Here is a 19,586-nt window from a genome sequence, read left to right as displayed (position 1 = left end):
GATGACCGCGCTTCCGACCTCCTCCTTCGACACCGTCCGCGACTGGCTGGCCGGGCTTCAGGACCGCATCTGCGCGGCGATCGAACAGGCCGATGGCGGCGCCCGCTTCGTTGAGGACGCATGGACGCGCGAAGGCAGCGGCGCCCTGCTCGGCGGCGGCGGCCGCACCCGCATCCTCCGCGACGGCGCGGTGTTCGAGCAGGCCGGCATCGGTTTCTCCGACGTATCGGGCACGCAGCTGCCGCCCGCGGCGACCGCGGCGCGACCGGAACTGGTCGGCGCGCAATGGCGAGCCTGCGGGGTGTCGCTGGTCTTCCACCCGCGCAACCCCTATCTCCCCACCACCCACGCCAATGTCCGCCATTTCCGCGCCGAAAAAGACGGCGAGACGGTGGGTTGGTGGTTCGGGGGCGGTTTCGACCTCACCCCGTTCTACCCTTTCGACGAAGACGTGCTGCACTGGCATCGCACCGCGCGCGCGCTGTGCGAACCCTTCGGCGGCGAGGCGCGTTACGACGCCCACAAGCGCTGGTGCGACGACTACTTCCTGCTCAAGCATCGCGGCGAGACCCGCGGCGTCGGCGGCCTGTTCTTCGACGACCTCCAGGACGATTTCGAACGCGACTACGCCTACATGCGGGCGGTCGGCGACGGCTTCCTCGACGCCTACCTGCCGCTCATCGAGCGCCGTCGCGACACGCTGCATGGCGAACGCGAGCGCCAGTTCCAGCTCTACCGACGCGGCCGCTATGTCGAATTCAACCTGGTCTTCGATCGCGGCACCCACTTCGGGCTGCAATCGGGCGGGCGCACCGAATCGATCCTGATGAGCCTGCCGCCGCTGGTGCGCTGGGAATACGGCTACGTGCCGGAAGCCGGCAGCACCGAGGCCCGCCTGGCCGACTACCTGCGTCCGCGCGACTGGCTGAAAGAACTCACCTGAGCCATCAATTGCTCTGGGGACTGCCGGGACGGCGGCGCCGACGTCGGTGGGAACGCGGCGGCAACTGCCCGTCATAGAAATCCGCCCTGGCATCGCCACCGTTCTGGCGCTGGATCACGCTGATGCTGCCGTTGGTCTCGAGCAGCGCCAGCGCGACATCGTCCGGATTCGAAACGTTGTTCAGGCGCAGCGCCTCGATGTAATCGTCGTGGCTGACCAGCTCGCGGCGCAGGACGTCATCGAACACCTGGCCATTGCGCGCCAGCACCACCGGGACGCCCTCGACCAGTTGGTCGAAGCCCCTGCTGCGCGACGTGAAAAAGGCGACCGCGAAATTCAGCGCAATCAGGCAGGACGCCAGCAGGAAGGCCCCGGTGATCGAGTTGTCTCCTCCATTCAGTCCGTTCTGCACCGCGTTGCCGATCAGGATCAGCAGGACCAGGTCGAAGGGCGTGAACTGGCCGACGGCGCGCTTGCCGGACACGCGCACCAGCACGATCACCATCAGGTAGATCACCAGCGCGCGCAGCGGGAAGTGCCACCAGGGCGCGGAGAGGTGGAACAGGTCGCTCATGCGGATGGCTCGCGGCGTCGGATCGGTTGCGCCGAGTGTGCCATCGCCGGGGGGCGGGAATGAAACCCCGGCAAGGAGGGGACCGCGTCGCCCAATAAAAAACCCCGCCGGAGGGGGACCGGCGGGGCGGGTTTCAGGCATCGCTTGGGGAGAGCGTGCCTGAGCAGGAATCACTCCAGGGGAGGGAGTTATCCAAGACAGACGTTGCATCTGTCACGTGTAGTTAAACACCGAACTTGTCTACGAGTCGTAAATCAAACCGTAAAAAAACGTAAATCCGGATTGGGTTCAGCACGTGTTTATAAGCAAGGTTCGGTGGCGTTCACTTTCGCATGACGCACTCAATGCGCCTGTTCCCAGTTCGCGCCCACGCCGCTGTCGACCACCAGCGGCACGCGAAGGTCGGCCGCCGCCGCCATGTGCCGGCCCGCTTCCTCGCGCAGGGTGGCCGCGAAGGCGTCGTCGCACTCGAACACCAGTTCGTCGTGCACCTGCATGATCATCAGCGCCTTGTCGTTTTGCGGCTGCAGCCACGAATCGATCGCCACCATCGCGCGCTTGATGATGTCGGCGGCGGTGCCCTGCATCGGCGCATTGATCGCGGCGCGTTCCGCCCCGGCCCGCTGCGCCTGGTTGCGGCTGTCGATGTAGGGGAGATAGAGGCGTCGCCCGAACACGGTTTCGACGTAGCCCTGCTCGCGCGCCTGGGCACGGGTACGTTCCATGTAGTCGCGCACGCCCGGGTAGCGGCTGAAGTAGAGCGCGATGTAATCCTGCGCCTCGCCGCGCGGCACCCCGAGCTGGCGGGCCAGCCCGAAGGCGCCCATGCCGTACATCAGGCCGAAATTGATCGCCTTGGCTGCGCGACGCTCGTTGCTGCTGACCTCCGCCAGCGGCTTGCCGAAGACCTCGGCGGCGGTGGCGCGATGGATGTCCTCGCCCGAGGCGAAGGCGCGCAGCAGCGCCGGATCCTCCGACAGGTGCGCCATGATGCGCAGCTCGATCTGCGAGTAGTCGCAGGCGACGATGCAGCGGCCCTTGGGCGCGACGAAGGCCTGGCGGATGCGCCGGCCTTCCTCGGTGCGGATCGGGATGTTCTGCAGGTTGGGATCGTTGGACGACAGGCGCCCGGTGGCCGCGCCCGCCTGGTTGTAGTTGGTGTGCACGCGCCCGGTCTGCGGATTGATCATCTCCGGCAGCTTCTCGGTATAGGTGCTGCGCAACTTGGCGAACCCGCGGTAATTGAGGATGACGCGCGGCAATTCGTGCTGGTCGGCGATCGCTTCCAGCGCCTCCTCGTTGGTCGATGGCGCCCCGCTCGGCGTCTTCACCAGCGCCGGCAGCTTGAGCTCATCGAACAGCAGGGCACCCAGCTGTTTCGGCGAATCGAGGTTGATCGCCCGCCCGGCGAGTTCGGTGGCGCGCTGCTGCGCTTCCAGCATCCGCCGCGACAGTTCCGCCGATTGCGCGCGCAGTTCGGCGGCATCGATCAGGACGCCATTGCGCTCGACCCGCGCCAGCACCGGCACCAGCGGCAGTTCGATGTCGCGATAAACGCTTTCGAGCCCGGGTGCGGCGGCGAGCTTGGGCGCCAGCACCTCGTGCAGGCGCAGGGTGACGTCGGCATCCTCGGCGGCGTAGTCGGTCGCGACATCGAGCGCGACCTGGCTGAAGGAGATCTGCTTGGCGCCCTTCCCCGTCACGTCCTCGTAGTGGATGGTCTCCATCCCGAGCAGGCGCTTGGCCTGGGTGTCCATGTCATGGCGCTGGCCGGAATCGAGCACGAAGCTTTCCAGCAAGGTGTCGCCCAGCGGCGGCGACACGTCCAGCCCATGGCGATGGAGGATGTGGAGGTCGAACTTGCCGTTCTGCGCGACCTTGAGCTTGGTCGGGTCGGCGAATGCCGATTTCAGCGCGGCGACCACGGCATCGAGTGGCAATTGCGCGACATCGGCGGCGTCATGGCCAAGCGGGATGTAGCAGGCCTTGCCGGACTGCGTGCTCAGCGAGATGCCGACCATGCGCGCCTGCATCGGGTCGAGACCGTCGGTTTCGGTATCGAAGGCGAACATCGACGTGGCCTTGAGCGCATCGACCCAGGCCTGCAACTGTTTGGCGTCGGTCACGCACTCGTATTCACCGGGACGCGACAACTGCGGATCGATGTCTCCCGCGACGACCGGTGCCGCCACGAAGCCACGCAATCCGGTCGGGGCCTTGGGGATGGACGCGCCGGACGACTCCGGGACGTTCGCACCATCAAGTTCCTTCAACGCCTGGTTGAAACCGTAGCGCGCATAGAGCGCGCGCAAGGTCTCGACGTCGCGGTCGCGCAGGGCGAGATCGCCATACGCCTCGTGCAGCGGCACGTCGGTGCGAATGGTTGCGAGCTGGTAGTTCAGCGGCAGGCGCGGCAAGGTCGCACGCAGCGACTCGCCGATCTTGCCGCCGACCTTGTCGGCATTGGCGATCACGCCTTCCAGCGAACCGTATTCGCCCAGCCATTTGGCCGCGGTCTTCGGCCCGCACTTGGGAACGCCGGGAATGTTGTCGACCGCATCGCCCATCAGCGACAGGTAATCGATGATCTGCGCCGGGGTGACGCCGAACTTGGCGACCACCGCTTCGTCGGAATCGAGCTTGCTGCCGCTCATGGTGTTGACCAGCCCGACGTGCGGACGCACCAACTGCGCCATGTCCTTGTCGCTGGTCGAGACCGTGACCTCGACGCCATCCCTTGCCGCCTGCAATGCCAGGGTGCCGATCACATCGTCGGCTTCGACGCCCGATTCGCGGATGATCGGCAGGCCCAGCGCCTGCACGATCGCCATCAGCGGTTCGATCTGCGCACGCAGGTCATCGGGCATCGGCGGGCGATTGGCCTTGTACTGCGGATCGAGGTCGTCGCGGAAGGTCGGCCCCGACGCATCCATCACGAAGGCGATGTAGTCCGGCTTGTCCTTGAGGTGCGCGCGCAGCATGTTGACCACGCCGAACAGCGCGCCGGTCGGCTCGCCCTGGGCGTTGCTCAGCGGCGGCAGCGCGTGGAAGGCGCGGAAGAGATAGGACGAACCGTCGATCAGGACCAGGCGTTTGCTCATGGGGGGATTTTCGCACGCGCTGGCTTCGCGGGTGACCAGCTCCGGCGCGCGGGACGCCGTGAATACGTCCATGTAGGCTCGTGCGCGTCATCCATGACGCGCAACGCCCGCGCTCCGGACTGGCACACCCGCGGCCGCGCGCGTGTTGGGGGTTCTGAGAAAGAGCGAAAAGCTCCCACCGGCGGCGCCTATGCGGTTCGTTCGTATGGCGGACCATACGAGGCATGGATGCCGAGTCGAGCCTACATGGACGTATTCACGGCGTGTCGGTCATACGGATAACCGCATAGGCGGACAGCCGGGCGATGCTTTTAAGCCGGCGAAAGATTCGCGAACGCCAGCACCAACCACTTGCTGCCGGCATCGTCGAAATTCACCTGAACGCGCGCATGCGCGCCGTTGCCTTCGATGTCGGTGACGGTGCCGCTGCCGAACGTCGGGTGGCGGACCTGCGCACCCAGCGCGATGCCCGGCGCCGCAATCGGGGCGTGGCCGAAATCGCGGCGCGGTGTCGGGGCATAGGCGCGCGACACCTTGACCTTCGGCCGCACCTCGTTGACCAGCGACGACGGAATCTCGCGCAGGAAGCGCGACGGAATCCCGTACATGTCCTGGCCGTGCAGGCGGCGCGCCTCGGCATAGGTCAGCACCAGTTGTTGGCGCGCGCGGGTGATGCCGACATAGGCGAGACGGCGTTCTTCCTCCAGCCGTCCGCTTTCCTCCGACGAACGCGCGTTCGGGAACAGTCCTTCTTCCATCCCGGCAAGGAACACCAGCGGGAACTCCAGGCCCTTGGCGCTGTGCAGCGTCATCAGCTGCACGCCGTCGTCGCCCGCCTGCGCCTGGCCCTCGCCCGCTTCGAGCGCGGCATAGGCGAGGAAGGCGACCAGTTCGCTCAGCTGCGCCGTTTCCTCGTCGTCGCCGCGGACGAAGCGCGACGCCACGCTGACCAGTTCGTCGAGGTTGTCGGTGCGCGAATCGAGACTGCCGCGCGATTCCTTCTCGTAATACGCACGCAGGCCGCTGCGCGCCAGCATGTGGTCGATCTTGTCCTGCAGCGGCAGGTCGGCGGTTTCATCCTGCAATTGATCGATCAGCTGCAGGAAGGCCGCCAGCGCATTGCGTGCTCGCGCCGCGAGATCGCCCGCATGCACCAGCTCGCGCGCGGCGTCCCACAACGTCATGCCGGCGCCACGCGCCATCCGCCGCACTTCGTCCAGCGTGCGTTCGCCGATGCCGCGCGCCGGCGTGTTGACCGCGCGTTCGAAAGCCGCGTCGTCCGCGCGCGAAGCGATCAGGCGCAGATAAGCCAGGCTATCCTTGATTTCGGCGCGCTCGAAGAAGCGCATGCCACCGTAGACGCGGTACGGCAGTTGTTCGGCCAGCAACGCTTCTTCGAACGCACGCGATTGCGCATTGCTGCGATAGAGGATCGCGGTATCGCCGTAACTGCCGCCATCGCGCACCCAGGCGCGGATGCGCTCGATCACGTAACGCGCTTCATCGATCTCGTTGTAGGCCGCGTAGAGATCGATCGGCTCGCCCTCGCCGCTGTCGGTCCACAGCTGCTTGCCGAGGCGTTCCGGATTGTGGGCGATCACCGCATTCGCGGCGCTGAGGATGTTGGCGGTCGAACGGTAGTTCTGCTCGAGGCGGATGGTCTGCGCGCCGGCGAAATCCTGCAGGAACCGCTGCACGTTCTCGACCTTCGCGCCGCGCCAGCCATAGATCGCCTGGTCATCGTCGCCGACCACGAAGACATGGCCGGTTTCACCGGCCAGCAGGCGCACGAAGCCGTACTGGATGGCGTTGGTGTCCTGGAATTCGTCGATCAGCAATTCGCGGAAACGCTGGCGGTAATGCGCGAGCAGCGCCGGGTTGTCGCGCAGCAGTTCATGCGCGCGCAGCAGGATCTCGGCGAAATCGACCAGGCCGGCGTTGTCGCAGCGCTCCTGGTAGAGCGCGTAGCTCTTCTGCATCACCTGCGACCATTCGTCGCGATCGGGCTGGATATGCTGCGGGCGGCGACCTTCGTCCTTCTGCGCGTTGATCCACCACGCGATCTGCTTGGGCGGGAAACGCGCTTCGTCCAGCTCCAGTTGCTGCACCACCCGCTTCACCAGCCGCAGCTGGTCGTCGCTGTCGAGGATCTGGAAGCCTTCCGGCAATTTCGCGTCCTGCCAGTGCAGGCGCAGCAGCCGGTGCGCAAGCCCGTGGAAGGTGCCGATCCACATCCCGCGCGCGCCGTTGCGCAACTGCGCTTCGGTGCGCGCGCGCATCTCGCCCGCCGCCTTGTTGGTGAAGGTGACCGCGAAGATGCCGTACGCAGGCACGCCATGCACTTCGTTCAACCACGCGATGCGATGGGTGAGCACGCGGGTCTTGCCGGAACCCGCGCCGGCCAGCACCAGATAGTGTCCGGGCGGCGCAGTCACGGCCTCGCGCTGGGCCGGATTCAGCCCGTCGAGCAAATGGGAAACATCCATGACGACATTTTAAGCGCTGGCCCTGCATCATGGCCGAATCACCCGAAGAATCCCCCGGAGCCTCCATGATCGACCTGCACTACTGGCCCACGCCCAACGGCCACAAGATCACCCTGTTCCTCGAAGAGGCCGGCCTCGAATACCGCATCGTCCCGGTCGATATCGGCAAGGGCGCGCAATTCGAGCCCGATTACCTGCGCATCTCGCCCAACAACAAGATGCCGGCGATCGTCGATCACGCCCCCGCCGATGGCGGCACACCCATCAGCGTGTTCGAGTCGGGGGCGATTCTGATCTATCTCGCCAACAAGACCGGCCGCTTCTTCGCCAGCGACACGCGCGGCAAGGTCCACGTCAACGAATGGCTGATGTGGCAGATGGCCGGGCTCGGGCCGATGACCGGCCAGTACGGACACTTCCACGTCTACGCACCGGAGCAGATCGATTACGCCCGCGATCGCTACCGCAACGAAGTGCTGCGCCTGCTCGGCGTGCTCGACAAGCAGCTGCGTGGCCGCGCCTTCATCACCGGCGACGACTACACCATCGCCGACATGGCCTGCTATCCGTGGATCAATCCCTACACGAAGGCGCCGCTTGACCTGTCGGCGTTCCCGGACCTGCAGCGCTGGCATGCGGCGATCGCCGCGCGTCCGGCGACGCAACGCGCCTATGCGCTGACCACGAAGGTCAATCCCGATGCCGGCAAGCCGCTGAGCGACGAGGAGAAGAAGGTCTTGTTCGGACAGCGCTGAGCGCAAACCGCACGCGCGCGGCAACGGATGCCGCGCGCGCCGTGATCACTTCACCGGCTTGAGGTCGTATTCCTTCGGCGGTTCCGCGCCCAGCAGGTTCTTCACGAAGAAGTCCCAGCGGCGACGCATCACGTAGTAGCTGTCGACGCCGTAGCCGTGGCGGGCGTGCGGCAGCAGCAACAGGTCGAAGTCCTTGTTCGCCTTCATCAGCGCATCGACCACCTGCAGCGTGGACTGCGGCGGCACGTTGTCGTCCATCAGGCCGTGGACCAGCATCAGCTTGCCCTTGAGGTTCTTCGCGTATGCCGCGTTGTCCTGGCCGGTGTAATTGGTAGTGCCGTCGGCCTTCTTCTCGAGCAGGCCGTGGTAGCGCTCGGCCCAGTCGTCTTCATAGGTCAGGTTGTCGTGGTTGCCGCTTTCCGACCAGCCCGCCTTGTACACGTCCGGGTAGCGGAACATCGCCGCCGCGGTGGCATTGCCACCGCCGGAATGGCCCCAGATGCCGGCGCGGGTGGCATCGATCCACGAATACTTCGCAGCAAGCTGCTTCAGCGCACCGACCTGGTCCGGCAGCGTGTTGTCGGCCATGTTGCCGTACCACGCATCCTGGAAGGACTTGCTGCGCAGCGGGGTGCCCATGCCATCAACCGCGATCACGATGAAACCGAGCTCGGCCAGCGCCTGGTTGTCGCCCTGCGCGGACATGAAGCTGCGCGTGCGGATCGAACCGACCTGCGGACCCGGATAGATGTAGGTGACGATCGGGTACTTCTTGCTCGCATCGAAATTCGACGGCTTGAACATCTGGCCGTAGAGATCGGTCTTGCCGTCGCGCGCCTTCACGGTGAAGGATTCCGGCGCGACCCAGCCCGCGGCCTTGAGGCGGCTGAGATCGGCGCGCGCGAGCTCGCTCACCTGCTTGCCGTTGCCATCACGCAGCACGGCGACCGGCGCGGTGGAAATGGTCGAGTACACGTCGACGAAATACTTGTCGTCGGCCGACGCCGTGATCGTGTGGTTGGCGTTTTCCGGCGTCAGCAGGGTGACATCGCCGCCATCCATGCCGACCTTGTAGTAATGGACGAAATAGGGATCGTTACCGGCTTCGCGACCGACGCCGCGGATCCACAAGGTGCGCGAGGCGGCATCGATGTGGCCGATCTGGGTGACATTCCAGTCGCCGCTGGTGATCTGGCGCTTGAGCTTGCCGGTGGCGAGGTCATGCAGGTAGAGATGGCCCCAATCGGATTTCTGGCTGAACCAGATGAACTCATTGCTTTCCGGCAGGTAACGCCAGTTGACCGAGGCCAGCGCCGGCGCGCTCTGGTATTGGGTGGCGACGGTTTCCTTGTAGACGTCGCGCACCTTGCCGGTGGCGGCGTCGGCCACGCGCAGGGTCGCCGACTTGTGGCCGCGATCGGTACTGACGAAGGCCAGGCTCGCGCCGTCCTTCGCCCACTGCACGTCTTCCCAGCCACCGTCGCAAACCACGTCATCGGCGCAGGTCGAGCGATGCTGGTCCGCTGGCATCTGCAGGCGCACGGTCTTGGGCGCGACGCCCGAGACATCGACGATGACACGCTCGATCATCGTCACGTCCTTGTCGCCGGCGAACGGATACTTCCACTGCTGCACCTTGGGCGAGCCGACATTGGTATCCACCAAGGTCATCGTCCGCGTCTTGCGCTGGTCCTGCTGGAAGGTGGCGATCTTCTTCGAATCCGGCGACCACGCCACGACCGCTTCGTCGGTGTGCTTCCAGCCGGCGTTGTCGGTGGCGTAACCGTAATCGGGCTTGCCGTCGGTGGTCAGCTGGGTTTCCTTGCCGGTGGCGGTGTCGCGCAGCCACAGGTTCCAGTTGCGGATGAAGGCTTCGCGCTTGCCGTCGGGCGATGCCACGCCGGGCTCGTCGCCGGGCTCGTCGCCGGACTTCGCCGCGGCCGCCGCCGTGCAGCCCTTGTCATCGCAGCGATAGCTGCTGCCGCGCACGTCCACCACCATGGTCGCGCCATCGCGCTTGATCCCCGAGACCGGCAGCATGTCCACCTTCACCGGTGCGCCCTTGCCGGCGCGCGCCTGGTTCATGGCATCGGCCAGTGCCTGCGCATTGAAGGCCGCCACGGATTTGCCGGTGGCCGGATCCAGGCGCAGGAAGCGGGTCTTGCCAGCCGTGCTTTCGCGGTAGACCACGCTGCCGTCATCCAGCCAGCCGACGACATTCACCATGCCGTCCACCAGCGGACCGGTGCGGTCGCCGAGGGTTTTCGCCGCGCGGTCGTAATCGGCAGTGGAGAGTTGCGCGGGAGTTTGCGCCTGGGTCATCGGGGCGACCAGGCAGACGGCCAGAAGGGCCAGGCGGGAGTGGGCACGCATCGGGGTTCCGGGAAGCAGAGGTATCCCTTCGATGCTACCCGTCGCCGCGCCGCGCCGACACATGACTTATGACCTATCCCGTTCGGGATTGCCCATGAAAAAAGCGGGCCGGAGCCCGCTTTGGATTGCAGCCGGTTCGACAGGCTCAGTCGCCGGACATCGCCGCCACGCTGAAGTTGGCCTTGATGTCGCTGGCGAGGAATTGCATCCAGCCCAGGTAGTTCGGGTGGATTTCCTCGGTCCCGTTGCTGTTCTTCTTGTAGTCGAGATTGGTGCTGTCGACGTAGGCGAGCTTGACCTGGCCGTCGCCGTAACCGACCTTGATCTTGGCGACATGGTCGCGCAGATGCAGGGTGCTGTTGATGACGCCCGGGGATTCGGAATCGATTTCCCAGCCGCGCTGCAGCAATGCCCGCTTGACCTCCTTCACGGTCGCCTTGTCGCTCAGCTTGACCGGAATGGCGATCGGCGGCGGATTGGTCAGCGGAGCATGACGCGCTGCTACATTTCCCGAAAACGCGATCGCAGCCAACCCCGCCAACAGGGCAATTTTCAACTTCATGGTGTTCCCCCAAAGTAATGATTGAACGCCTCCCCCCGGAGGCGATGCGATCTTACCGTTGCGCCGTGACGATTGCGCCATGCCGCGACCTGAACCGTGACGCCAGTCGGCCCGCACTGCAACATGACCGGTTCAAGGCGGCTTCATGGGGTGCCCGGTCTATAATTTCCGGTCATTCCCAGCCCGATCCTTCGTGACCGATTCCCGAACCGCCCAGCGCATGCCTCCGGTGGCGATCCGCGCCCATACCGCCACCACCGCGCTTGGCCGCGGGCGGCAGGCGCAGGCCGACGCCCTCCGCGCGGGTCGCAGCGGTCTCCGCCAGAACGATTTCAGCCACGCGCCGCTGGCCTGCTGGATCGGCCGGGTCGCCGGCGTCGAGGACGATGCATTGCCCGAGGCGCTGTCTGGCTGGGAGTGCCGCAACAACCGCCTCGCCTGGATCGCACTCCAGCAGGATGGGGTGATGGACGCGCTGGATGCGGCGATCAAACGCCATGGCGCGGAACGCGTCGCGCTCGTGGTCGGCACTTCGACCTCGAGCATCGGCGCCAGCGAAGAGGCTTACGAACGCCTGGTCGACGGTGCGTTCCCGCCCGACCTCGCCCGCCCGATCATCCATACCCCGCATTCGCTCGGCGATTTCCTGCAGCACGCCACCGGCCTGCGCGGTCCGTGCATCACCGTCGCCACCGCCTGCTCGTCGAGCGCCAAGGTGTTCGCGCAGGCAGCGCGCCTGATCCAGGCCGGCGTGGTCGATGCCGCGCTGGTCGGCGGCGTCGATACCCTGTGCGGCAGCGTGCTGTTCGGCTTCAACTCGCTGGGACTGGTGTCGGCGCAACCGTGTCGTCCCTTCGATGCCGGTCGCGACGGCATTTCCCTGGGCGAGGCCGGTGGCTTCGCGGTGCTGGAACGCATCGATGGCGATGCATCCGGCGGACTGCAGTTGCTCGGTTACGGCGAATCCAGCGACGCCTACCACATGTCGACGCCGCACCCGGAAGGCCTGGGCGCGCAACTGGCGATGCGCGATGCACTGGCACGCGCCGGACTCGACGCCGCCGACATCGACCACCTCAACCTGCACGGCACCGCCACCCCGGCGAACGATCGTGTCGAGGCGATCGCGATCTCCGCGCTGTTCCCCGACAGCCTGCACGCAGCGAGCACCAAGGGCTTCACCGGGCACACGCTGGGCGCGGCCGGCATCGTCGAATCGGTCTTCGCATTGATCGCGCTGGAAGACGGCACCCTGCCCGCCACCCTCGGCAGCACCACGCCCGATCCCGCCTGCGGCGCGCAGATCCGCTTTGCCGCGGATGTCCGTCCGGTCCGCCACGCCATGAACAATTCGTTCGGCTTCGGCGGCAACAACTGCTCGCTGGTGTTCGGTCGCGCATGAGCACCTTGAACGCTACGATCGAAGGCATCGGCTTCTGGACGCGCGGGATTCCGGACTGGAATGCCGCGCGACATTTCGTCGCCAGCGGCGAATTGCCCGCCGAAGCGCCCGCCAAGCCCTCGCCGCAGCTGCTGCCCGCCAACGAACGCCGGCGCGCACCCGAATCGGTGGCGGTGGCGCTGGAAGTCGCACAGGCCGCATGCAGCGATGCCGGGCGCGATCCGAAAACGCTGGCTTCGATCTTCGCAAGCACCGATGGCGACCTGCCGATCACCGACTACATCTGCGCCACCCTGCGCGATGCGCCGGACGCGTTGTCGCCGACCAAGTTCCACAATTCCGTGCACAACGCCGCCGCCGGCTACTGGACCATCGGCCAGGGCTGCATGGCGCCATCCACCGCATTGAGCGCGTTCGCCTGCACCTTCTCGCAAGGGCTGCTCGAAGCGATGGTGAATCTCGCCTGTGGCGAACCCGCCATCCTGCTCGCCGCCTACGACACCGGCGCGACCGGTCCGTTGTCCTCGGTTTCGACCGGAACCGGATTGCTTGGCGGCGCGCTGGTGCTGGCGCCTGCCGACGGCAAGGGACCGCAGCTGTCCGCGACTTTGATCGATGGCAATGGCGATGCCAACGACGGCGCGCTGGCGCGCCACGCTGCCGGAAACCGCATGGCAAGAATGCTGCCGTTGTTCGACCTGCTCGCCACTGGCAAGGATGGCCAGATACAACTCGACGCCGGCGCCGGACGCGCACTGCGCCTGGAAATCCGTCATGGTTGATCAAATCGAAATCGAGCGCGTCCAACTTGATCGCGGCAATGTCGCCGTGGTGATTCCGGCACTGAACGAACGCCTGCGCATCCGCGAAGTGGTGAGCGAAGCATTGCAATACATCGATCATGTGATCGTGATCGACGACGGTTCCGATGACGGCACCTCCGATTGCGTGCGCGATCTCCCCGTCACGCTGTTGCGCCACCCGCAGCGCATGGGCAAGGGCCAATCGCTGCGCGACGGCTTCGCCGAGGCCGCGCGCATGGGCATGCAGGCGGTGGCGACGATGGACGGCGATGGCCAGCACAAGGCTTCCGACCTGCCGCGCCTGATCGCCGCAGCCAATCGCCATCCCGGTGCGCTGGTGGTCGGCGCCCGCCTGAAGAAGCGTGCATCGCAGCCGTGGTACCGCCGCATCGGCAACGACTTCGGCGACTGGGGCATCAGCTGGGGTTGCGGCTATCGCGTGGTCGACACGCAAAGCGGCCAGCGCCTGTACCCGCGCGCGGTGTTCACCCTGCCCGACGTTCCCGGCGAAGGTTTCGTGTTCGAAGCGCAGATGTTGATGTCGGCCTCGCGCCAGGCCGGCGCCCGCGTGGTCGCGGTCCCGGTGGAAGCGCGCTACGCCAATGCCGAGCAGGAATTCCGCAAGAGTCATTTCCGCCTGTTCCGCGATCTCTACAACATCACCTCGCACACGGTGGGCTTCATCCTGGGGCGCGGCGACGTGATCCGCGAATACCGCATCACCCGCGCCCATCCCCCGGTGATCGACCAGGACGCATGAACAACAAAGTCGACGTCGTCATCCTCGGTGGTGGCCTCGCCGGCCTGAGCCTCGCGATCCAGCTCAAGCGCATGGATCCGGCATTGCACATCGTGGCGATCGAACGCCAGCAGCATCCGGTGCGCGAGGCGGCATTCAAGGTCGGCGAATCGACGGTGGAAATCGCCGCGCATTATTTCGGCCATGTCCTCGGCCTGCGCGAACACCTCGATGGCGAGCAGATCCGCAAGTTCGGTTTCCGTTTCTTCTTCTCCGACGGCGTCGAGGCTATCGATCGTTGCAGCGAACTCGGCGTCAGCAAGCTGCTGCCGATGACCTCCTGGCAACTCGATCGCGGTCGCTTCGAGAACTTCCTCGGCGAACGCGCGCGCGAACTCGGCGTGGTCTTCCTCGACGGCGCCACGGTCAAGCACGTCGATCCCGCCAGCGACGACGGCCTGCACGCGGTGGAATTCGAACGCGAAAGCGTCGCCACGCGACTGGAAGCGCGCTGGCTGATCGACGCCGCGGGACGCGCCAGCCTGCTCAAGCGCAAATTCGGCCTCGCCGAAGACAATCCGCACGACGTCAATGCCGCATGGTGGCGCGTCGACGGCATCGTCGATCCCAACCTGTGGTCGCGCGACAACGACTGGCTGCTGCGTTGCACGCCGCCGGATCGCTGGCGTTCCACCAACCACCTGTGCGGCCCTGGCTACTGGGCGTGGATGATTCCGCTCGCCTCCGGCACGCACTCGATCGGCATCGTCGCCGACGGCGGCTTGCATCCGCTCGAGGGCATCAAGACCCACGCGCTGGCGATGGCGTGGCTACGCGAACACCAGCCCGCGCTGGCGAAGTTGCTGGACGATCCGCGCCACGGCGTGCTGGACTTCCGCTTCCTGCGCCATTTCTCTCACGGCTGCAAACAGGTGTTCTCGGGCGATCGCTGGGCGATCACCGGCGAGGCCGGGCTGTTCCTCGACCCGTTCTATTCGCCGGGCAGCGACTTCATCGCCATCGGCAACACCTACATCTGTGACCTGATCCAGCGCGACCGCGCCGGACAACCGTTCGCGCCTTATGCCGGCATCTACCAGCAACTGATCGATTCCTTCTTCGCCAACACCATGACGCTCTACCGCGACCAGTACGCGCTGTTCGGCGATGCGCGGGTGATGCCGCTCAAGGTGATCTGGGACTATACCTATTACTGGTCGTTGCTCGCGCCACTGTTCACCGGCGGGCGCATCGCCGACATCGCGATGCTCGGCAAGTTGCGGCCCGCGCTCGATCGCGCCACCAGCCTCAACATCGCCATCCAGGCGCTGCTGCGCGCATGGAACGCGCGCAACGATACGTCGTCACCGCCGCAGGATGGACGGCTGCTCGATCAGTACCTGATTCCGTGGTTCCACGAGCTCAATCGCGCGCTCACCGATCCGCCGCAGGACGACGCCACGTTCCGGCAACGCATCACCGCCAATGTCACCCTGATGGAGCGGCTGGCGCTGCAGTTGCTGGCCGAAGCGCGCAAGGATCATCCCGGCATCGATGACGCCGGGCTGTCCTCGTTGCTGACCGATGTGGCGCCCGGGGAACCGTTGCTGCAGGCGCCGTGGGTGGCGTGACGCCTCAGGGCGCAGTGCCGTCTTCGGCGTGCAGGTACAGCTCGGCGCGATCGTTCGGCGCCATGACATTCCACTTCTTCAAGTAGTCCGCCTTCTTCTCTTCGATGTCGGCCTTGCTCTCGGCGTACCACGCCTGGGCGGTCGGGTCCTGTTCGATCCAGCCCGAGTTCTTCACCCAGTCCTTGAAATCCGGGCTTTCGAGGTTGTACTTGTCCGCGGATTTCGCATGGATCGGCAGCAGCGAGAAACGCGCCTTCCACATGCCGGGACGCGCGCGCACCACTGCGTAATAGACCTTGCCGGCTTCAAGGTCGGCATCCATGAAGTCGGCGTTCTCGCCGATCACCATGAAGCGATGCTTGCCCGGTTCGGCCTGGTAGGCGATCTTGTCGTGGCCACCGAGGATGCCGATGAATTCGGTGCCGGTGTCCGGCGCATCGTAGACCGACGACATGATCGCGGCGCCGTACGACGAAGGCCTGGCAATGACCAGCAGCGCCTTGCCCGGCGCGGGCTTCGGATCCTGGTCCTTCGCCGGCTGCATGTGTTTGGCGGCGAACGCCGGCAACGCCATCCCGGCGACGAGCAACAGCACGCCCGCGCGCGCAAGCATTTTCTTCATCATGTATTTCCCCTGGTTGATGCTGTCCCCGACAGCTTCGGCAACGTTAGCCGAATCGATCGATGGCGGCTAGCCCATTCCGCCATTGACGCCGATCACCTGGCCGTTGATGTAGCCCGCGACATCGCTGCACAGGAAGGCGACCAGTGCCGCGACTTCTTGCGGCTTTCCGGCACGTCCTGCCGGCACCATCGCCTTGAGTTGTTCGACGGGGAACAATTCGTCGGTCATGCGTCCGGCGATCACGCCCGGCGCGACCGCATTGGCGGTGATGCCGCGACTGGCCATTTCGCGCGCCAGCGATTTCACCGCGCCATGCAGGCCGGCCTTCGCCGCGGCGTAATTGGCTTGCCCGCGATTGCCGAGCACGCCAGCCACCGACGAGATGCAAACGACACGCCCCCAGCGCGTGCGCGCCATCGGCAACAGCAGGGGCTGCGTGACATTGAAGAATCCGTTGAGCGAGACGTCGACCACGCGCGACCATTGCACCTGCGACATCCCCGCCATCGGCGCGTCGTCATGGATGCCGGCATTGTTGACGACGACCTGGATCGGCCCGCTCGCGAGCAATCCCTCGATCGCGGCACGCGCCGCGTCGGCATCGCTGACGTCGAACGCGACCGCCTGCGCACTGCCACCCGCGGCGATGATCCCGTCGACCAGTGCCTGCGCTTTCGCCAGCCCGCTGTTGGCATGCACGATCACATGCAGCCCCTGCGCGGCCAATGCCGTGCAGATCGCACCCCCGATATCGCCGCTGCCGCCGGTCACCAGCGCGCGTTTCATCGCCTTGTCGTTCATCCGGCCTCTCCCAGCATCACCGCGGCGCGTCCTTCGGCGATCACTTCGCCCGCATGCAGGATACGGAATCCGTACTGCTGGCTGGTATCGCTGTCCATCAGCAATTCGGCTTCACCGACCAGTTCGCCGGCGAGATCGTCGATGCGGGCGACATGCAGCTGGACGCCACGCAGCGCCACCAGCACGCCCGCCTTGACCGCACCGCCACGGGCACGGCCAAGCAGGCCGCCATGCACCGCCATCGCCTGTGCGCCGTATTCGCACAAGTGAATCGCCTTGAGCCTGCCATCCGAACGCAAGGGATGGTCGCTTGCACGATGGCCATCGCTGGCGACGCGCACATGCCGGTCATCGTGATCGAGCAGGCGCTGCCACAGGCACATCGTGCCCTTGTGCGGCACCAGCGATTCGATGTCGATCGATTCCGGCGACGCGCTCATGCCTCGTCGCCTCCAACGTGCGGGGCCATGAGGATCGACAGGCAGAAATGGAACAGCACGCCGAGCGCGACGGTTAGCCCGATCGCACGCAACACCGGGATGCTGCTTAGCGCCAGCATGCCGAACACCAGCAACGCCGAGAGCACGCAGACGATGGTGGCGTGCAGGGTGCGCCGCTGTTCGGCGGGATCGCCGGTTTCGCGTTCGAAGAACAGCGCGTAATGCAGTCCGAGTCCGGCAGCGAGGATCAGCGCGACCAGGTGGAACAGCGAGATCTCGATGCCGGCGACGCGTTCCACCGCCAGCACCAGGAACGTCGCCAGCGTCATCGGCGCCAGCACGTGCCAGGCGCGACGCGGGCTGCGCAACGCAAACGTGATGGTCGCGATCAACAACAACGTCGCCACCAGCAAGGCCTGGAGGATGCGCGTGCGATAACCGACCAGCAGGCTTTCGGCGGAGTCCTTGAGGTCGAGCAGTTGCACCGCACCGCCACTATCCGTCGCCAGGCGCTGCACGGCGGCGGGATCGTGGACGCCATTGAGCGTGACCAGTCCGAGCACCTTGCCGTCGCGATTGCGCAGCATCGCGCCAAGGCGTTCGCCCAGCGGATTGCCGGCGAAACGTTGCGCATCGAGCAAGGGCAGCGCGCGCGCGGTTTCGACATCGTCGACGAAGGGCGAGAAGCTGTCGGGCTTGAACGGCAGGTCGCGCTGCGCCTGCGCCAATGCCGCCTGCAACGTGGCGCGATCGGGCAGTGCCTGCTGGCGCGCGCGTTGGATTTCCATGCTCGGCAGGTAGCGCGACGGCAGTTCGGCACCATCCAGGGCCTTCGCCTGTTGCAGCGCCTCGACCTGCGGCTCCAACCGTTCGGAGAGTTTCAGCACGCCATCGCTGTCGGCCGCCTGCAACACCAGCAGATAGCGCACGTCGGGCGCGCCGAGCGCGGCGCGCAGATGGGCATCGCGTTGCAGCAGGTCGTGCGGCAGCGGCGTCAGCGCCGAGAGATCGTTCTGCCAGAATTTTCCGGGCGCCAGCGCGATCATCGCCACCGTTGCGATCGCGACCAGCCACGGCAACCAGCGCGGACGCGGCAGGGTGTCGGCGAGATGGCGCGCACGCACCAGCCATGGCATCGATTCGACATCGCGCACCCGCACCGGCAGCAACCACGGCAACAGATAGCGCGTGCTGAACCCCGCCACCAGCAGTCCAGTGATGGTGAAGACCGCGAGCTGCTGGAGGCCGCCGACACCCGACGCATAGAAAGCTAAGTAAGCAATACAGGCCGACGCGATCGCAGTGAGCAGCAGCGGCCACAGCCCGCGCACACTGGCGAGCGCGTCTTCGCCGGCGCGGCGATGGCTCAGCACGCGGATCGGATATTCCTGGGCGACGCCGAGCAGGGTGAACCCGAATGCCAGGGTGATGCCGTGCACCTGCGGGAACCACAGGGTCAGCGCGACGATGCCGGCGAGTGCGCCGCTGACCACCGGCAAGCCGGCCAGCAACAACGAACCGACGCTGCGATACGCCAGCAACAGCAGCAGGATGAACCCGATCGACGACACGAAGCCGATGCGATCGGCCTGCGATTTCGTCTGCTTGCTCATGATGACGCTGAAGTAGCCGGGGCCACTCAGCGTCAACTTCGCGTCCTTGCCGCCAGGCAATGCCCGCAACGCGCTTTCGATGCCGGCGATCGCCTGTTCCTGCGCGGCGGGATCGAAACCCGGCGCGCGGGTCTGCACCAGCAGCAAGGCCCCGTCACCCGGCGCGACCCAGACGCCATCGACCACGGGCGGCATGTTCGGCGGCGTCCATCGCTCGGCGAGCTTGAGCATCTCCAGCGTCGGATCGCGCGGCAGCAAGGGTTCCAGCATGCCTGCCGCCGGCGAGCCGAGATCGGCGACGCGCTGCTGCAACTGGTCGGCGAGGAAGGGGGCATCGAACTTCTGCGTGTCCAGCGTCGGCGACAGCAGATAGCGATACGGCAGGAGTTTGGAATCGAGCGCGCCGGCATCGAAGCTGCCGTTCACCACCTGGCTGTAGCGCGGGTCGCTCTTGAGCTTCGCCGTCAGTCCCTTGCTCAGTTCCGCGAGGTCTTCATCCGGCTTGCCCGAGATCGCGACCAGCAACAGGCGCGAACCCGGACCTTCGCCGAGCTCGTCCAGCACCAGCCGTTGCATTGGCGTCTGGCCCTTGGGCATGAACTCGCGCAGATCGCCGCTGGGATGCAGCTGGCGTGCGACCATCCAGCCCAACACGGCCAATACCGCCAACCACGCGAGCGCCAACGCGACACGCTGGCGAATGGACAGGGTTCGACTCGGCGACATGCGTGGAATCTA

The 19,586-nt window shown here is 66.0% G+C and carries 15 protein-coding genes; 6 read left to right on the top strand and 9 right to left on the bottom strand.

Going from position 1 to position 19,586, the window contains the following annotated elements:
* Position 1: 1 nt before the first annotated feature.
* The gene (gene hemF / locus ABE093_RS10895; protein WP_430760918.1) at positions 2-943 is read left to right on the top strand and encodes an oxygen-dependent coproporphyrinogen oxidase; all 942 of its coding nucleotides are present in this window, start codon (positions 2-4) and stop codon (positions 941-943) included.
* Positions 944-947: 4 nt separating this feature from the next.
* Here the strand turns inward: hemF and ABE093_RS10890 are convergent, their stop codons facing one another.
* The 3 genes from ABE093_RS10890 to uvrD form a co-directional block, all read right to left on the bottom strand.
* Positions 948-1,517 carry a DUF421 domain-containing protein gene (locus ABE093_RS10890; RefSeq protein ID WP_430760917.1) on the bottom strand — a complete coding sequence of 190 codons (570 nt, stop codon included), beginning with the start codon at positions 1,515-1,517 and terminating at the stop codon, positions 948-950.
* A gap of 341 nt (positions 1,518-1,858) precedes the next feature.
* A complete protein-coding gene (polA, locus tag ABE093_RS10885; RefSeq protein ID WP_430760916.1) occupies positions 1,859-4,618 on the bottom strand; it encodes a DNA polymerase I in 2,760 nt (919 codons plus the stop codon).
* A 311-nt stretch (positions 4,619-4,929) separates the two neighbouring features.
* A complete protein-coding gene (uvrD, locus tag ABE093_RS10880; RefSeq protein ID WP_430760915.1) occupies positions 4,930-7,104 on the bottom strand; it encodes a DNA helicase II in 2,175 nt (724 codons plus the stop codon).
* Positions 7,105-7,169: 65 nt separating this feature from the next.
* Here uvrD and ABE093_RS10875 point away from each other — a divergent pair, with 65 nt between their 5' ends.
* Positions 7,170-7,859: a glutathione binding-like protein gene (locus ABE093_RS10875; RefSeq protein WP_430760914.1), complete on the top strand. Its 690-nt coding sequence runs from the start codon at positions 7,170-7,172 to the stop codon at positions 7,857-7,859.
* A 45-nt stretch (positions 7,860-7,904) separates the two neighbouring features.
* Here the strand turns inward: ABE093_RS10875 and ABE093_RS10870 are convergent, their stop codons facing one another.
* Together ABE093_RS10870 and ABE093_RS10865 are read right to left on the bottom strand one after the other, a co-directional pair.
* Positions 7,905-10,232: a DPP IV N-terminal domain-containing protein gene (locus ABE093_RS10870; RefSeq protein ID WP_430760913.1), complete on the bottom strand. Its 2,328-nt coding sequence runs from the start codon at positions 10,230-10,232 to the stop codon at positions 7,905-7,907.
* Positions 10,233-10,377: 145 nt separating this feature from the next.
* Positions 10,378-10,794 carry a hypothetical protein gene (locus ABE093_RS10865; protein ID WP_430760912.1) on the bottom strand — a complete coding sequence of 139 codons (417 nt, stop codon included), beginning with the start codon at positions 10,792-10,794 and terminating at the stop codon, positions 10,378-10,380.
* Between the two features lie 220 nt (positions 10,795-11,014).
* On the opposite strand from ABE093_RS10865, the gene ABE093_RS10860 reads away from it, so the two are divergent.
* Genes ABE093_RS10860 through ABE093_RS10845 form a run of 4 tightly spaced genes read left to right on the top strand, consistent with a single transcriptional unit; the run spans position 11,015 to position 15,369 of the window.
* Positions 11,015-12,196, top strand: coding sequence for a beta-ketoacyl-[acyl-carrier-protein] synthase family protein (locus tag ABE093_RS10860; protein ID WP_430760992.1), 1,182 nt, complete (start codon positions 11,015-11,017; stop codon positions 12,194-12,196).
* Positions 12,193-12,978, top strand: coding sequence for a beta-ketoacyl synthase chain length factor (locus tag ABE093_RS10855; protein WP_430760911.1), 786 nt, complete (start codon positions 12,193-12,195; stop codon positions 12,976-12,978). The genes ABE093_RS10860 and ABE093_RS10855 overlap by 4 nt, the downstream gene beginning before the upstream one ends.
* Positions 12,971-13,759 (top strand): glycosyltransferase family 2 protein, encoded by a 789-nt coding sequence (locus ABE093_RS10850; RefSeq protein WP_430760910.1) that lies wholly within the window; start codon positions 12,971-12,973, stop codon positions 13,757-13,759. Before ABE093_RS10855 ends, ABE093_RS10850 begins: the two co-directional genes overlap by 8 nt.
* Positions 13,756-15,369 carry an NAD(P)/FAD-dependent oxidoreductase gene (locus tag ABE093_RS10845; protein WP_430760909.1) on the top strand — a complete coding sequence of 538 codons (1,614 nt, stop codon included), beginning with the start codon at positions 13,756-13,758 and terminating at the stop codon, positions 15,367-15,369. Before ABE093_RS10850 ends, ABE093_RS10845 begins: the two co-directional genes overlap by 4 nt.
* Before the next feature lie 4 nt (positions 15,370-15,373).
* Here the strand turns inward: ABE093_RS10845 and ABE093_RS10840 are convergent, their stop codons facing one another.
* The 4 genes from ABE093_RS10840 to ABE093_RS10825 all read right to left on the bottom strand — a co-directional run bounded on the left by ABE093_RS10840 (position 15,374) and on the right by ABE093_RS10825 (position 19,574).
* Positions 15,374-15,994 carry a hypothetical protein gene (locus tag ABE093_RS10840; RefSeq protein ID WP_430760908.1) on the bottom strand — a complete coding sequence of 207 codons (621 nt, stop codon included), beginning with the start codon at positions 15,992-15,994 and terminating at the stop codon, positions 15,374-15,376.
* Between the two features lie 66 nt (positions 15,995-16,060).
* Entirely contained in the window at positions 16,061-16,795 is a 735-nt protein-coding gene (gene fabG, locus ABE093_RS10835) for a 3-oxoacyl-ACP reductase FabG (protein WP_430760907.1), read from the bottom strand.
* Positions 16,792-17,235 (bottom strand): phosphotransferase, encoded by a 444-nt coding sequence (locus tag ABE093_RS10830; protein ID WP_430760906.1) that lies wholly within the window; start codon positions 17,233-17,235, stop codon positions 16,792-16,794. The genes fabG and ABE093_RS10830 overlap by 4 nt, the downstream gene beginning before the upstream one ends.
* Positions 17,232-19,574, bottom strand: coding sequence for an MMPL family transporter (locus ABE093_RS10825; protein WP_430760905.1), 2,343 nt, complete (start codon positions 19,572-19,574; stop codon positions 17,232-17,234). The genes ABE093_RS10830 and ABE093_RS10825 overlap by 4 nt, the downstream gene beginning before the upstream one ends.
* Positions 19,575-19,586: the final 12 nt, after the last annotated feature.

The sequence above is a fragment of the Solilutibacter silvestris genome (assembly GCF_050574925.1).
In the GTDB taxonomy this organism is placed as follows: domain Bacteria; phylum Pseudomonadota; class Gammaproteobacteria; order Xanthomonadales; family Xanthomonadaceae; genus Solilutibacter; species Solilutibacter silvestris_A.
This window is presented reverse-complemented; position numbering and strand designations above follow the sequence as displayed.

Coding starts and splice junctions, on each gene's coding strand:
- hemF (WP_430760918.1), top strand. CDS start 2: ATGACCGCGCTTCCGACCTCCTCCTTCGACACCGTCCGCGACTGGCTG.
- ABE093_RS10890 (WP_430760917.1), bottom strand. CDS start 1,517: ATGAGCGACCTGTTCCACCTCTCCGCGCCCTGGTGGCACTTCCCGCTG.
- polA (WP_430760916.1), bottom strand. CDS start 4,618: ATGAGCAAACGCCTGGTCCTGATCGACGGTTCGTCCTATCTCTTCCGC.
- uvrD (WP_430760915.1), bottom strand. CDS start 7,104: ATGGATGTTTCCCATTTGCTCGACGGGCTGAATCCGGCCCAGCGCGAG.
- ABE093_RS10875 (WP_430760914.1), top strand. CDS start 7,170: ATGATCGACCTGCACTACTGGCCCACGCCCAACGGCCACAAGATCACC.
- ABE093_RS10870 (WP_430760913.1), bottom strand. CDS start 10,232: ATGCGTGCCCACTCCCGCCTGGCCCTTCTGGCCGTCTGCCTGGTCGCC.
- ABE093_RS10865 (WP_430760912.1), bottom strand. CDS start 10,794: ATGAAGTTGAAAATTGCCCTGTTGGCGGGGTTGGCTGCGATCGCGTTT.
- ABE093_RS10860 (WP_430760992.1), top strand. CDS start 11,015: ATGCCTCCGGTGGCGATCCGCGCCCATACCGCCACCACCGCGCTTGGC.
- ABE093_RS10855 (WP_430760911.1), top strand. CDS start 12,193: ATGAGCACCTTGAACGCTACGATCGAAGGCATCGGCTTCTGGACGCGC.
- ABE093_RS10850 (WP_430760910.1), top strand. CDS start 12,971: ATGGTTGATCAAATCGAAATCGAGCGCGTCCAACTTGATCGCGGCAAT.
- ABE093_RS10845 (WP_430760909.1), top strand. CDS start 13,756: ATGAACAACAAAGTCGACGTCGTCATCCTCGGTGGTGGCCTCGCCGGC.
- ABE093_RS10840 (WP_430760908.1), bottom strand. CDS start 15,994: ATGATGAAGAAAATGCTTGCGCGCGCGGGCGTGCTGTTGCTCGTCGCC.
- fabG (WP_430760907.1), bottom strand. CDS start 16,795: ATGAACGACAAGGCGATGAAACGCGCGCTGGTGACCGGCGGCAGCGGC.
- ABE093_RS10830 (WP_430760906.1), bottom strand. CDS start 17,235: ATGAGCGCGTCGCCGGAATCGATCGACATCGAATCGCTGGTGCCGCAC.
- ABE093_RS10825 (WP_430760905.1), bottom strand. CDS start 19,574: ATGTCGCCGAGTCGAACCCTGTCCATTCGCCAGCGTGTCGCGTTGGCG.